The organism is Dyadobacter bucti (assembly GCF_005869225.1).
Taxonomy (GTDB): Bacteria; Bacteroidota; Bacteroidia; order Cytophagales; family Spirosomataceae; genus Dyadobacter; species Dyadobacter bucti.
Genome location: NZ_SWFP01000003.1, coordinates 71,970 through 86,284, shown reverse-complemented (window position 1 = coordinate 86,284; position 14,315 = coordinate 71,970). Strand labels below are relative to the sequence as shown.

Here is a 14,315-nt window from a genome sequence, read left to right as displayed (position 1 = left end):
TATACTTTAAATAAGTCAATTATACTATGGTATCTGTTAGACCGGATGAAGTTTCGGCCATCCTGCGCGAACAACTTGCAGGAGCTAAATCTGAGGCAGAACTCGAAGAAGTAGGAACAGTCCTTCAGGTTGGTGACGGTGTTGCCCGCATTTATGGTCTTTCCCAGGTACAGGCAGGAGAGCTGCTTGTGTTCGAGAATGGTCTTAAAGCCCTCGCGTTAAACCTCGAGGAAGACAACGTTGGAGCCGTTTTACTTGGAGATTTCAGCGACATTAAGGAAGGTGCAACCGTTAAAAGGACCAAAGAAATCGCTTCTGTAAAAGTAGGCGACGGAATTGTGGGCCGGGTTGTAAATACCCTTGCCGAGCCGATCGACGGACGCGGCCCTATCCAGGGACAGCTTTATGAAATGCCTCTTGAGCGTAAAGCTCCGGGTGTAATTTTCCGTCAGCCGGTTACTGAACCACTTCAGACAGGGATTAAGGCTATTGATGCAATGATTCCTATCGGTCGCGGCCAACGTGAATTGATTATCGGTGACCGTCAGACAGGTAAAACTGCTGTTGCCATCGATACGATCATTAATCAAAAGGAATATTTTGACAAAGGCGAACCGGTATTTTGTATCTACGTTGCCTGCGGACAAAAAGCTTCCACTATCAAAGGGATCGAGGCGACACTTCGCCGCTACGGCGCAATGGATTACACGGTAATCGTTGCTGCTGGTGCATCTGATCCTTCACCAATGCAGTTTTATGCTCCGTTTACGGGTGCTGCGATCGGTGAATTCTTCCGCGATACAGGCCGTCCTGCCCTGGTTATCTATGATGACCTTTCCAAACAAGCAGTTTCGTACCGTGAAGTTTCCCTTTTGCTACGTCGTCCTCCGGGCCGTGAAGCTTATCCTGGAGACGTTTTCTATCTGCATAGCCGTCTTTTGGAGCGTGCAGCAAAAATTATCGCTGATGATACCATTGCAAAAAACATGAATGACCTTCCACCTTCTCTTCAGGGAATTGTAAAAGGTGGTGGTTCGTTAACTGCACTTCCAATCATCGAAACGCAAGCTGGTGACGTTTCTGCGTATATCCCTACGAACGTGATCTCTATCACGGACGGACAGATATTCCTGGAATCCAACCTGTTTAACTCTGGTATCCGTCCTGCAATCAACGTAGGTATCTCGGTATCACGAGTGGGTGGTAATGCACAGATCAAATCGATGAAGAAAGTGTCAGGTACGCTGAAACTTGATCAGGCCCAGTTCCGTGAATTGGAAGCTTTTGCGAAATTCGGTTCTGACCTTGATGCTGCGACAAAGCTTGCTATTGACCGCGGTCGCCGTAACCAGGAAGTATTGAAACAACCTCAGTACGCTCCGGTTCCTGTTGAACAACAAGTTGCTACAGTTTATGCTTCTACAAAAGGTTTGCTTGACAAAGTGGATGTAACCCGTGTGAAAGAATTTGAAAAGGATTTCCTTACAGTTCTGAGCGGACAATATAGCGACACTCTGGCTGCGCTTCGTGCTGGTAAGCTGGACAACAGCGTGACCGACGTCATCGAAAAAGTAGCAAAAGAAGTTGCAGTAAAATACTACTGAAATATTTAAAAGAGCAGGAACGATGTGATATCGTTCTTGCTCTTTCTATAGATACTCATTAAAATCCGCAGTGTCGGATTGCTTTAAACTTCCAAATAATGGCAAGCTTAAAAGAAGTACGTAACCGTATTGTGTCGGTTAACTCCACCCAGCAGATCACAAAAGCCATGAAAATGGTGGCTGCGGCTAAGTTGCGGAGGGCTCAGGATAACATCCTCCAGATGCGCCCTTACGCTCAGAAGTTGGGTGAAATGCTTTCTACAGTATCAGCAGGAGCTGAAAGCTCATCCGATAGTCCGCTGAAAACAGTCCGCCAGATTGAAAAAGTGTTGATCGTGGTAGTTACCTCAGATCGCGGACTTTGCGGAGCATTCAATACGAATATCATCAAAGCTACATTGCTGCTTATTGAAACCAAATATGCAGAACAGGCCCGTAAAGGGAATGTGGAAATTTTTGCAATTGGTAAAAAAGGCGCAGAGTCTCTTGCTAAAAGAGGTTTTGTTGTGAACAAAAAATACATGGACCTGTTCGGCAGGCTCAGTTTTGTAAATGCAAAATCAGCAGCCGAAGAGATCATGAAAGATTTTTCGGAAGGTCGTTACGATGCGGTTGATTTGGTTTATAACGAATTTAAAAACGTTGCCACCCAGATTATCCATACCGATCGCTACCTGCCTATTGAATCTGAAAATTTATCTAAGGCCAAAACCAAGAAAACCGAGGTTAATTATATTTTCGAACCGACTGAAGAAGAAATCCTTGCGGAATTGATTCCAAAATCATTGAAAATCCAGTTGTACCGCGCTGTTCTGGAATCCAATGCATCCGAGCAGGGTGCCAGGATGACAGCCATGGACAAGGCTACCGAAAATGCTCAGGAGCTTTTGAAAGAACTGAAACTGGTTTACAACCGTACACGTCAGGCGGCAATTACAACGGAAATCCTGGAAATTGTCGGAGGTGCAGAAGCATTGAAGGCTTAGTACAATTGTACATAACAGTAACGGAGCGGGCGGATGATTTATCTGCCCGTTTTTTTATTGCCCTTTCAATAAGCAGACTGAAATACAATATTGCAACACATTGCCAGTTCAAAATAGTACAACCAACTCGACTACGATGAAAATAAAAATGTTCGCATCACTGATAATTGTCTTTTTTACAGGATTTTTGAGCGCAGTTTCTGCTCAATCAGTTGATGAAATTATTTCCAAACACATTGCCGCGATGGGCGGTGCCCAAAGGTTCTCCAAAGTACAGAGTGTCCGCATCACCGCCGACATGCAAGTGATGGGCAAGCAGGTTCCGGTAGTTACAACAATCGTTCAGGATAAAGCTTTTCGCAGCGAAACTACCGTAGAAGGAATGACGATCGTTCAGGCTGTAAATGGTACCGCTGGCTGGATCATCAATCCGATGACAGGTTCCGCCAAAGCCACTGCCCTACCAGAAGAAACTGTCAAAGCAATGGCGGCAGAAACCGACCTTACCGGGCTATTCGATTACAAGAAAAAAGGTTACGCACTCACACTCGAAGGGGAGGATGACCTGGGCGGGGCAAAAGTTTATAAAGTCGGAATGACTACAAAAAATGGCATAAAACGTGTTAACTACATTTCAAAAGACACTTTTTACATTCTGAAAATAACCGTACAAGGCAAAGTCGGCGATCAGGAGATTCAATCGGTGAATACACAGTCGGACTTCCGTGAGGTCGATGGAATATTCTACCCTTTCACTTCCGAAGTTTCCACCTCAGCTATGCCCGGCGCAGCTATGGTCCTGAAAATAAAAACGCTTGAAATCAATCCTAAAATTGACGAGCAGATTTTTGCCATGCCCCAATAACTTTTGTTCCCTTCGATGCATCCGTAAAACCTCTTCGAAAAAAAAATCCACATCATGAAACTCTTTTGTATAATTACATGTATATACATTAAATGTTAATACATAAATAAATAACAACCAATATGGCAACGGCAACAAAATGGGTCATTGACCCAACACATTCAGAAATCCAGTTTAAAGTAAAACACCTCGTGATCTCAACTGTAACAGGTGCATTCAAAAGTTTTGAAGGCAGCGTCGAAAGCGAAACGGAAGATTTCGATGGAGCATCAGTGAACTTTTCGGCAGATGTAGCAAGTATTGATACCAACCAGGCCCAACGCGACGAGCATTTGAAGTCGGCCGACTTCTTTCACGCAGAGGCTTATCCTAAACTTAGTTTCACAGGAACTCTGACAAAAAAAGGGGAAGATACTTATGCATTGAAAGGAGACCTTACTGTGAAAGACATTACCAAACCCTTCGAGTTCAAGGTGGAATACGGCGGTGCGATGACAGATTTTTATGGTAATGTAAAGTCAGGTTTTGAGATCGAAGGCAAAATCAACCGCAAAGAGTTCGGCCTGGAATGGAGTGCTGTAACAGAAGCAGGTGGCGTGGTAGTAGGTGACGATGTGAAGCTGATTGCCAATATTCAGGTTGCAAAACAATAAGACATAAATAAATCCTTCTCGACAAAAGCGCGGATATATTCATATCTGCGCTTTTTTAGTTTTTTTATTCAAATACATATCAGGGCAAAACAGGATTCTGTCGTCAATTTGTTATTACTTTTGATCAAAAAAGATTTTACTCTTGATTATTGAAACACGCGCCTATGCCCGCGCCGGGCTGCTGGGCAATCCTTCCGACGGTTTTTTTGGCAAAACAATATCTATTTCGGTTAGAAATTTTGGTGCCTCCATTTCACTGTACGAATCTCCCGAGCTGCATATTGAGGCCCAGCCTCAGGATGTAAGTACTTTCCGGAGCATTTTTCACCTGCGGGATTCGGTTAGTATGCTCGGCTATAATGGCGGAATTCCGCTTATCAAGGCCGGGATCAAGAAATTCGGTGATTACTGTGAGGAACAAGGGATACGTTTGCCAAACCGGAATTTCACCGTGCGCTACCGGTCTTCTATTCCGCGGCAAGTGGGGATGTCTGGTTCAAGTGCCATTGTGGTTGCGCTTTTCAGGGCATTGATGCAGTTTTACAAGGTTGAAATTCCTGTACAATTACTGCCTCAGTTGGTAATGGTCACGGAGACAGAAGAACTGGGAATCACGGCCGGGTTGCAGGACCGGGTAATTCAATGTTACGAAGGCTGTGTGTACATGGATTTTGACAAAACGATGATCGAAACCAAGGGGCACGGACTTTACGAACGGATCAATCCGGCACTTCTTCCAAAACTATATGTAGCCTACAATACCAATCTGAGCAAGGTTTCCGGGAAAGTTCACAGCGATGTGCGTGCGCGATTTGACCGTGGTGAACAGGATGTGATAGATGTTTTAGGCCAAATAGCAAAAAAAGCGGAGGACGGCAGAGAAGCGCTCCTCGAAGGCCGGGCACACGATCTGCATCAATTGATGAATGAAAATTTCGACCTGCGCTGTAAAATTTACAATGTTCCCGAATCCAATAAAAGACTGATCAATGCTGCAAGATCCTGCGGGGCATCGGCTAAATTTGCTGGCTCCGGCGGAACGATCATTGGCATTTATCACGATGATGATATGCTGAACCAGCTTTTTGTAGAGTTGAAAAAGCATAATGCAAGAGTGATCAGGCCGTTTGTGGTTTAGGGCTGCCGGCTGTCAGCCATCGGCAGTCAGCTTTCTTTAACATATCAGAATATTCACGTTATATATATATTGGCTGGCGGCCGAGCGCCGAAAGCCGAAAGACAAACTTATGATTCGTAAAGCTGTAATACCCGCTGCCGGACTTGGAACCAGATTTTTACCGGCGACCAAATCAATGCCTAAAGAAATGCTTCCGATCATTGATATTCCCACCATTCAATATGTGGTACAGGAAGCAGTCGATTCCGGCATTGAAGATATTCTGATTATTTCCGGAAAGGGAAAGCGGGCGATCGAGGACCATTTTGACAGAAATGTAGAATTGGAAAGCCGCCTGGAAGAAAAAGAGGACCTGATGTGGTTTAATGAAATGCGCCGCCTGGCTGATATGGCCAATGTTCATTTTGTACGCCAAAAAGAAGCGAACGGGTTGGGTGATGCGATTTACTATGCGAGACATCATGTTGGAAATGAACCATTTGCCGTACTTCTTGGTGATACAATCATGGATTCCGTGATTCCGGTTACCCAGCAATTGATGGATACGTACGAGCAATATGGCGGATCTGTCATCGCTGTGGAAGAGGTTCCTGCAAATAAAGTAAACCGTTATGGGATTGTAGGCGGAACCTCGCTGAGTGATACCATTATGGAACTGAATACGCTGATTGAAAAACCGGCTATTGATCTTGCACCTTCTAATCTGGCAATTGCCGGCCGCTATATCCTTACGCCGGAAATTTTCCAGACCATTGAGCAAACACCCAAAGGAAAAAACAACGAAATTCAGCTTACCGACTCATTGCTGCTGCTTTTAAAGCGTGAAAACATTTATGCGCATCATATTGAAGGCAAGCGCCATGACATTGGTGACAAGCTTGATTATCTGAAAACGACGGTCGAATTTGCCTTGAAAAGGAAAGAATTTGCCGAACCTTTCAGAAAGTTCCTGGAAGATATTTTGAAGAAATAGACCAGTCCATCACCGGCAATAGTAAGCCTTATCTTTATGCAAAAACAGATTATCATCAGCGGAGCCTCAGGAAATCTTGGGCAGGAAGTTGTAAAAAAACTGACCGCATTGGGGTATGGCTTACATGCACCTTCACGTCAACAAGGCCTGTCAAAACTGAGCGAATTACCAAACGTGAAAGGTCAGGTTGTAGACCTATCGGATGCAGCCGATACGGACCGCTTTGTTAAAAATACAATTATGGAAACGGGTGGCGTTCAGGCCGGGATTTTCCTTGCGGGTGGCTACGCTCCCGGAAAGATATCGGATACAAGCGATGCTGATCTTGAAAAAATGTTCAGCACCAATTTCCTTACATCATTCCATCTTGTCAAACCATTGATGGAGCATTTTGAGGCCGCAGGAGGCGGGCAGTTTATTTTTATAGGCGCCAGACCGGCGCTGGTTGCCGAGCAGGGAGCAGGGAATTTTGCCTATGCATTGTCAAAATCCTTGTTGTTCAAAATGGCAGAATTCATCAATGCGGAGGGGAAAACTAAGAACATCACCGCCACAGTTATCGTACCCAGCACTATCGACACACCTGACAACCGAGCAGCCATGCCGGATGCAGACTTCGCAAAATGGATCCCGGCATCTGATATGGCAGAAGGCATCGCATTTGTTCTGAGTGAAACGGGTCAAAAGATGAGACAGACCGTTTTGAAGCTTTATAATAACGGCTGATAATCTCCCGAAAACTGCATTAACTGTCAATCGAAGTGATCTTGACCTGAGATATTGTACTCCGCTGTTTTTTAAGAATGGTAAACTCATAATGCTTTGTTTTGAGCTTCTCGCCTACCGAAGGAATTCTTCCAAACTTCCAGATCAGGTATCCCGCCAACGTTTCGTACTCGCTTTCCCGGGAAATATCGTGCGGCAATTTATCATTGATGTCTGAGATGGAAGCCGAGCCCAAAACCGTGTAGGTATTATCGCTCTCATTTTTAACAATAGGCGCTTCGTTGTCATATTCATCCTGAATTTCGCCTACCAATTCTTCCAGAATATCTTCCATTGTCACTATGCCGTCGACGCCGCCATATTCGTCGATAATAACCGCCATTTGCTGCCTGTTTACCTGGAAATCACGCAATAGCGCGCCGATAGGCTTGGATTCGTGCACCGTTGAAACGGGCCGTACCAGCTCAGAAAGAACAATTTCACTGCCTTTCCGCATTTTCAACAGCAGATCTTTCAAATGCAGTACACCAACAATATGATCCAATGTATCTTCGAAAACCGGGATCCTGGAATATCCTTCCTCAATAACTTTTTCAAGTGTTTTTTCATCAAAATCATTGATATCGATACCGAAAACATGAGGGCGTGGAATCATCACCTGCTTGACAATCCGCTCCGAAAAATTGAACGCATTTTTGATGAGGTCATAGTCGGCAGCCTCAATCATCCCGCTTTCTTTTTGTTGCTGCACCAGATAACGCAGCTCGTCGCTGCTATGTACTTCACTTCCATGTGAAGGACTTATCCCGACGCCTTTTAAAATAAAATTTGCAATGCCGTTCAAGACCCAGACAATTGGCCGGAAAATCAGAAAAAAACCATGTAAAGGATATGACAAAAATAGCGTGGTTGCCTCAGGCCGCTGGATCGCTATCGACTTTGGCGCTAACTCCCCAAACACAATATGCAGTACAGTTATAATAGCAAATGCAGCAGGCAAAGCAATCTGATGCGCCAGTTCGGGATCCAGAGAAATACCCACAAGCTCCATGCCTCCAATTAATACTTTTGATACAACCGGCTCACCGATCCAACCCAGGCCCAGACTCGCTAATGTGATACCAAACTGCGTAGCAGCCAGATAGCCGTCGAGGTTTGATACAATTTGTTTTGACAAAATGGCCATCTTATTCCCTTCCTGAGCTTTTTGCTCCAGCTGGGATGCCCGGATCTTGACAATTGCAAATTCGGCCGCGACGAAAAAACCATTGAGAAGGACCAGAACCAATGTTATTAAAACCTGAATTGCCATTTTGTAAGATCGAAAAAATTGGGGTTATGTGCTTTAAAGTACACATAGTACGAAAAAAGTATACCATTTAAAAAGTGTCGGTCTATTTCCGCTAACTTGTTCTTCACCTATCCTAAGAAAACCGACCTCCGCCAATTTCCCTCGACCTTTTTATTTTTCGTAACTTTCACCAATATGAAAAGTGGTCACGCAGATTTGCCTTTGCATTACGGAAAAGTGCCGGTTTGGTTAGCTCAAAGAATGAGCTCACTGGGCGGCGCTATTGTGGAAGCTGTGGTAATGGAATACGGCCGGGATGCGCTGTTACGAAGGATGAGCGATCCTTTCTGGTTCCAGTCGCTGGGCTGCGTGCTGGGGATGGACTGGCATTCTTCCGGGATTACCACTTCTGTGATGGGCGCGCTGAAAAGTGCTGTGAATAAAAAGTCTGCTGAACTGGGTATTTACATTTGTGGAGGACGCGGTAAATATTCCCGGCAAACTCCCTCGGAACTGCTTGCTATCGCAGAAAAAACAGGTCTGGACGGCAATCTTCTCGTTCACAATAGCCGATTGTCCGCCAAAGTGGATAATACTGCAATTCAGGATGGTTTTCAGTTATACCTGCATTCGTTTGTTTTGTCTGTGGAAGGTAACTGGGCTGTCATTCAGCAGGGAATGAACCCGTACGAGCGCATGGCGCGTCGCTACCACTGGCATTCTCCAGATATCAAATCATTTATTGAAGAACCGCATACATTCATTTATGGCCAAAATCGGGGAAGAATTCTGAACCTTACCGACAAAGCAGCCGCTCCTACCCGCTCCGGAATATTGGAACTGACGCATGAAAATCCGGATAAGATCATGCGCGAGGTGACAAAACTGGTAATGCCGGACCATCACGACGTGCGGGCCGAAGATGTCAATTTAAAAAGACTTGGAGCCGTACTCGCGCTGGCTCACGACAATCCGGTGGAAAATATGGAGTCGTTGCTGTTACTGGAGGGAGTCGGGCCAAGGACCATCCAATCTCTGACGCTGGTAAGTGAAATCATTCATGGTACACCTTCCCGTTTTTCCGATCCGGCCAGATTTTCTTTTGCACATGGCGGAAAAGACGGTCACCCGTTCCCTGTCCCGATCACAGTTTATGATGAGTCCATTCTGACGCTGGATAAAGCTATCCAACTCGCCAAACTGGGAGAAAATGATAAGTCCGATGCGCTTAAAAATCTCTCGAAAGTCTCTCAGCAGCTTGAAAAAGACTTCCTTCCCAACAATCGTTTTAATGATATTATTGATGAAGAAAGAGCCAATTCCTGGAAATATGAGGGCAGGACAGTTAAGGGAAAGTCGAAAAAGCCAGGTACTGGAAACGGGCAGTTGGAATTGTTTTCTTGATATATTTGACATGAAAATACTTTTACAGATACGTGATGTTGCCAAATATTATTCCGCCAGGATAGTAAGTTATTTTCAATTTAATTAAGTTTACTACCATACTCAGCAATTCGATTATGATACTTCATACTCCATCATCGGCTTTACCTCAGTCACTCGAAGAGCTTCTTCGGTGGGAACCTGTCGATGGTTTTAAATATGAATGGAGCGACGGAGAAGTTGTCAGATTCGAAAAAATGAAGAAAAAGCATCTGTTTATCATCAGAAAATTACAGCAGTTATTCTTCCGGACGGTCTCGTTTTCGCGGGGAGGAGCTTTCATTATGGAGCAAGATGTGTTACTGAACGGCTTACAGATGCGGCGTCCGGATCTTGCCTATTTCAGTGGAGCTCAAATTGATAATAGTACAATTTCCGACACAGAGCCCATTCCGGAATTTCTAATAGAAGTAATTTCCCCGACAGACGACGCGGAGAAAGTAGAGGAAAAACTGGCGGAATATTTCAAATCGACCGTCAAAGTTGTGTGGCATATTTATCCTGAGAATGAAGTGGTTTACATCTACACTTCCCGAAAAAATGTCGCTATCTGCACGGATACCGATGTCTGTTTCGCATCACCTGTCCTTCCTGATTTCGAACTGACAGTTAATGAATTGTTTTCTGCTGGGTCGTTGAATTAAATACGCTTCGGTAAAGTGGTCCTGCTGAACAGTAAAAAACCGTTGTCGTCGATCTTCTTTTTAATTTACTCCGTTTTTATACAAAGTCAATCTACCTATCTAATTAATGATCCCAAAAAAACTACTAAAAAATCCCTTACTGCTCCTGGCACTTGTCGCGGTGGTTGTAATATCCTGTATGAAAATGCAACCTTCCGGCAAGACTTCCAAAACCAACAGTACAGCTTTGGTCATTAAAGAAGATGCCGCTACGGGTAAAACGAAAGCGAAGGAAATCCGTGAGAAAACGGCCGTTAAGCTTGCCGATGGACTTAAACTTGATCTTTGGGCTTCCGATTCCCTGGCTCCCGACCCGGTTGCAATAGCGATGGACGATCAGGGACGGGTTTATCTGAACAGAACGAACCGCCAGAAAAATTCTGAATTTGATATTCGCGGACATCGTAACTGGATGACGGAATCCATCGGCCTTCAAACCGTTGAAGACCGCCGTACTTTTCTCCGTAAAACTTTTGCACCAGAAAAAAGCAAGGAAAATAGCTGGTTAAAAGATCTGAACGGGGACGGTGTCCACGACTGGAAGGATTTAACCGTTGAAAAAGATGAAGTCTGGCGGATTGAGGATACAGATAACGACGGAATCGCAGACGTTTCAACAAGGATATTGAACGACTTCTTCGAGGAAGTTTCCGACGTTGCGGGTGGGCTGCTGATCCGGGCGCACGATGCATTTGTTGCCATAGCACCCGATTTATGGAGGCTTAGAGACACAAATGGTGACGGTGTGCTAGACGAGAAAACATCGATCAGCCACGGATATGGTGTACATATTGGTTTTGGCGGACATGGAATGTCTAATCCCATTGAGGGGCCTGACGGAAAAATTTACTGGAATATCGGGGATATCGGTGCCAACATCACAACTGCCGAGGGTGTAAAACATGAGTACCCAAACTCTGGCATTATAGCCCGTTCCAACCCTGACGGTAGTGATTTCGAAGTTTTTGCTCATGGTTTGCGGAATACGCACGAGTTCGTTTTTGACGAATATGGCAACCTGATCAGTTCCGACAATGATGGCGACCATCCTGGAGAAAGTGAAAGACTTGTCCATGTTGTGGAAGGATCCGATGCGGGCTGGCGTTCCAACTGGCAATATGGAAAGTATACCGACCCGAAAAACAACAGCTATAAGGTGTGGATGGATGAGCAGCTTTACAAGCCCCGCTGGGACGGACAAGCTGCTTATATTATTCCTCCGATCCAGAATTTTCACAACGGTCCGACCGGAATGCAATACAATCCTGGCACCGCGCTGGGATCTGCGTGGAAAAACAAATTTTTCCTGGTTGAATTCGTCGGCAATCCCGCCCGATCACCAATATGGTCATTTGGCCTGAAACCAAAAGGCGCTTCTTTTGTCTTAAATGGAGAAAAGAATATCCTTACGGGAATCCTTCCAACAGGCATTCGTTTCGGACCGGACGGCGCATTATATGTTGCCGACTGGCTCAATGGCTGGGACACTAAAAACTCTGGAAGAGTATGGAGACTGGATGTAACCGACGAAAAAAATGATCTGAAAGCGATCAGGTTGGAAACCAAAAGACTAATCCAGCTCGACTATCCAAAACAGTCTGAGGACATGCTGCTCTCGTTGCTTTCCAACGAAGACATGCGGATTCGTCAGAAAGCGCAGTTTGAGCTGGCCGCACGCGGTGCAAAAGGAGCCGCGGTTTTGAGCAAAGCCATAGCACAAACAACCAATCAGTTGGCCAGGATTCACGGAATATGGGGTATGGGCCAGCTTGCCCGGCAGGACAAATCCTACGCCAATGTTCTTCTGACCTTGTTAAAAGATTCTGACGAAGAAATTACGGTCCAGGCTGCAAAAGTATTGGGCGACGCGCACATTGCAGAAGCAGGCCCATTGCTGATCCCGATGCTTTCAAGCAAAAATCCGAGAGCGCAATTCTTTAGTGCACAAGCGCTTGGTCGGATTAAGCACAAAGAAGCTGTGGCTCCTTTACTAGAAATGATCAAGGCCAATAATGACGAAGACGTTTACCTGAGGCATGCCGCGGTTCTGGCTTTGTCGCGTATCGGCGAAGCTGAACCTATTGTAGCGTTGGCTAATAACCCAAATAAATCACTCCGGATTGCCGCGGTTCTTGTCCTGCGCAGAATGCAAAACGAAAAAATAAGCCTGTTTTTATCAGACAAAGACGAATACATCGCTACCGAGGCTGCACGGGGCATTAATGATGATTTGTCCATTCCGGCCGCTTTGCCTGCATTGGCTGCAACGTTGAATGAAAAAAGATTCACTTCCGAACCGATGCTCAGACGCTCGATTAACGCAGCTTTACGGGTAGGTGGGGAACAGCAGCTGGACGACCTTGTTGCATTTGCCAAACGTACCGATTTGAATAAGGAAGTACGTGCAGAGGCGCTCGCTACACTCGGCACCTGGGCCAGCCCGTCGGTTATGGACCGGGTTGACGGCAGGTACCGTGGCGTTATCGAAAGAAATCCTGCGACAGTAAAGGCAAAAATCCAGCCCATTATCAGCAGCTTGTTACAAGATAACGACGCAAGCATTCTGATCGCAGCTTCGCAAATGCTTACGAACCTGGGTGTAACAGAAAATAATGCTGCATTGGCAAAAATTCTTGACACGCACAAGGACCCCAAGGTGAGAGCTGCCATGCTGACCGCACTAAATGACCTGAAATACACCGATATGGAAACGGTGATGAAGAAAGGCATGACCGATTCTGACGCCGACGTAAGAACTGCTGCGTTAGGAATGGTTGGAAGCGTCAATATGTCAAAAGAAACATTGACCGATATTTCAAAGACAATTTTTGAAAAAGGAAGCGTGCGGGAGCAACAGCAAATGCTTCGCGTGCTGGGTGAAATGCCGATAACAAAAACCGAAGGTATTTTTGATAACCTCATTGGAAAAATGGCTGACAAAACGCTCTCTCCCAGCCTAGCGCTGGATCTGGGAGAAGCGGTGGATTCTACCAAATCGGCCCCGCTAATTGCCAAACTTGCTCCGCTACGTTCAAAAGGAGCAACTGTTGCAGATTTCCAGGACGCGCTTTTTGGAGGTAATGCGCAGCTTGGTCGCAGATATTTTATGACCAATTCGGCAGCTGAATGTGTAAGATGCCACTCTGTTGGAGGACAGGGCGGAGAAGTAGGTCCTTCTTTATCCAATATCGGAAATGTACTTACCCGTGAACAGATTCTTCAGGCACTGATTGAGCCCAGCGCCCGGTTGTCGCCCGGGTATGGTATGGTTATGCTGACGTTGAAAGACGGTACCAGTGCAGCAGGAATCCTGTCGCAGGAAAATGAGCATGAACTTGTTCTGAAAACCTCGGAAGCTGAGCCGCTCAAAATTCCGGTAGCGCGCATCGCAAAACGTGAAAATGTTCCATCAAGCATGCCGCCGATGGGCTCGATTATGTCTAAAAGGGAAATCCGCGATGTTGTTGAATTTCTGTCTGGATTGAAGCGGTAAAACCATTTTAGAGAACAAATTGTAATCCCTTTGGAATTAAGTTATTCCAAAGGGATTTTTTATCTTTGAAAAACAGCCAATGACTATGACTGCTTATCTCACTGAAAGAATCGCAGTAAATCCGGACATTTGCAACGGACGCCCTGTCATCAGGGGAATGAGAATCACTGTGCAGACTGTTCTGGAATTTTTGTTTCCTGGAACGAACCGCCACGATACCGACATTTGGGGTTGATCAAAAGAAAGGTGCATGACAATAGTCACCAAAGATTCCGAACTCTCCAATCGAATTATCCTTTCCAATCCTCCTCCACGCAAAATTCATTTTTCCTACTGGAATCTTTCCATGAAAGCTTTTCATCACCTGGTTTCGTCTATCTGGGACGAGGTTGAAGTACTTAGCAACGATTATAAGCTAGTGGTCATATTCAGTGACAAGATTGAGGCTTTTATTTAATTC

Annotated in this window: 13 protein-coding genes; 12 read left to right on the top strand and 1 reads right to left on the bottom strand. The window is 45.4% G+C overall.

Annotated features, from left to right (window positions below; translation table 11 throughout):
* The first annotated feature begins 26 nt into the window (after window positions 1-26).
* The 7 genes from atpA (at window position 27) to FBF61_RS10430 (ending at window position 6,945) form a co-directional block, all read left to right on the top strand.
* Complete coding sequence (gene atpA / locus FBF61_RS10460; protein WP_138477185.1) at window positions 27-1,604, top strand: F0F1 ATP synthase subunit alpha; 1,578 nt, start codon at window positions 27-29, stop codon at window positions 1,602-1,604.
* Between the two features lie 98 nt (window positions 1,605-1,702).
* Window positions 1,703-2,590 carry an ATP synthase F1 subunit gamma gene (gene atpG, locus FBF61_RS10455; protein ID WP_138477184.1) on the top strand — a complete coding sequence of 296 codons (888 nt, stop codon included), beginning with the start codon at window positions 1,703-1,705 and terminating at the stop codon, window positions 2,588-2,590.
* 148 nt (window positions 2,591-2,738) lie between these two features.
* Entirely contained in the window at window positions 2,739-3,455 is a 717-nt protein-coding gene (locus FBF61_RS10450; protein ID WP_229214997.1) for an outer membrane lipoprotein-sorting protein, read from the top strand.
* A 122-nt stretch (window positions 3,456-3,577) separates the two neighbouring features.
* Window positions 3,578-4,108 (top strand): YceI family protein, encoded by a 531-nt coding sequence (locus FBF61_RS10445; RefSeq protein WP_138477182.1) that lies wholly within the window; start codon window positions 3,578-3,580, stop codon window positions 4,106-4,108.
* 142 nt (window positions 4,109-4,250) lie between these two features.
* Window positions 4,251-5,246 (top strand): mevalonate kinase family protein, encoded by a 996-nt coding sequence (locus FBF61_RS10440; protein WP_138477181.1) that lies wholly within the window; start codon window positions 4,251-4,253, stop codon window positions 5,244-5,246.
* Window positions 5,247-5,355: 109 nt separating this feature from the next.
* Window positions 5,356-6,219: a UTP--glucose-1-phosphate uridylyltransferase GalU gene (gene galU / locus FBF61_RS10435; RefSeq protein ID WP_138477180.1), complete on the top strand. Its 864-nt coding sequence runs from the start codon at window positions 5,356-5,358 to the stop codon at window positions 6,217-6,219.
* A 36-nt stretch (window positions 6,220-6,255) separates the two neighbouring features.
* Window positions 6,256-6,945, top strand: a complete 690-nt coding sequence (locus FBF61_RS10430; protein WP_138477179.1) for an SDR family NAD(P)-dependent oxidoreductase — start codon at window positions 6,256-6,258, stop codon at window positions 6,943-6,945.
* A 19-nt stretch (window positions 6,946-6,964) separates the two neighbouring features.
* On the opposite strand, the gene FBF61_RS10425 is transcribed toward FBF61_RS10430, so the two are convergent.
* Window positions 6,965-8,257, bottom strand: a complete 1,293-nt coding sequence (locus FBF61_RS10425; RefSeq protein WP_138477178.1) for a hemolysin family protein — start codon at window positions 8,255-8,257, stop codon at window positions 6,965-6,967.
* Between the two features lie 174 nt (window positions 8,258-8,431).
* On the opposite strand from FBF61_RS10425, the gene FBF61_RS10420 reads away from it, so the two are divergent.
* The 5 genes from FBF61_RS10420 (at window position 8,432) to FBF61_RS10400 (ending at window position 14,312) form a co-directional block, all read left to right on the top strand.
* Complete coding sequence (locus FBF61_RS10420) at window positions 8,432-9,640, top strand: DUF763 domain-containing protein (RefSeq protein WP_138477177.1); 1,209 nt, start codon at window positions 8,432-8,434, stop codon at window positions 9,638-9,640.
* A 116-nt stretch (window positions 9,641-9,756) separates the two neighbouring features.
* A complete protein-coding gene (locus tag FBF61_RS10415) occupies window positions 9,757-10,323 on the top strand; it encodes a Uma2 family endonuclease (RefSeq protein ID WP_138477176.1) in 567 nt (188 codons plus the stop codon).
* Window positions 10,324-10,429: 106 nt separating this feature from the next.
* Window positions 10,430-13,855: a DUF7133 domain-containing protein gene (locus FBF61_RS10410; RefSeq protein WP_138477175.1), complete on the top strand. Its 3,426-nt coding sequence runs from the start codon at window positions 10,430-10,432 to the stop codon at window positions 13,853-13,855.
* Window positions 13,856-13,934: 79 nt separating this feature from the next.
* Window positions 13,935-14,090: a DUF433 domain-containing protein gene (locus tag FBF61_RS35265; protein WP_310590266.1), complete on the top strand. Its 156-nt coding sequence runs from the start codon at window positions 13,935-13,937 to the stop codon at window positions 14,088-14,090.
* A gap of 15 nt (window positions 14,091-14,105) precedes the next feature.
* Window positions 14,106-14,312 (top strand): DUF5615 family PIN-like protein, encoded by a 207-nt coding sequence (locus tag FBF61_RS10400; protein WP_138477173.1) that lies wholly within the window; start codon window positions 14,106-14,108, stop codon window positions 14,310-14,312.
* The last annotated feature ends 3 nt before the right edge of the window (window positions 14,313-14,315 follow it).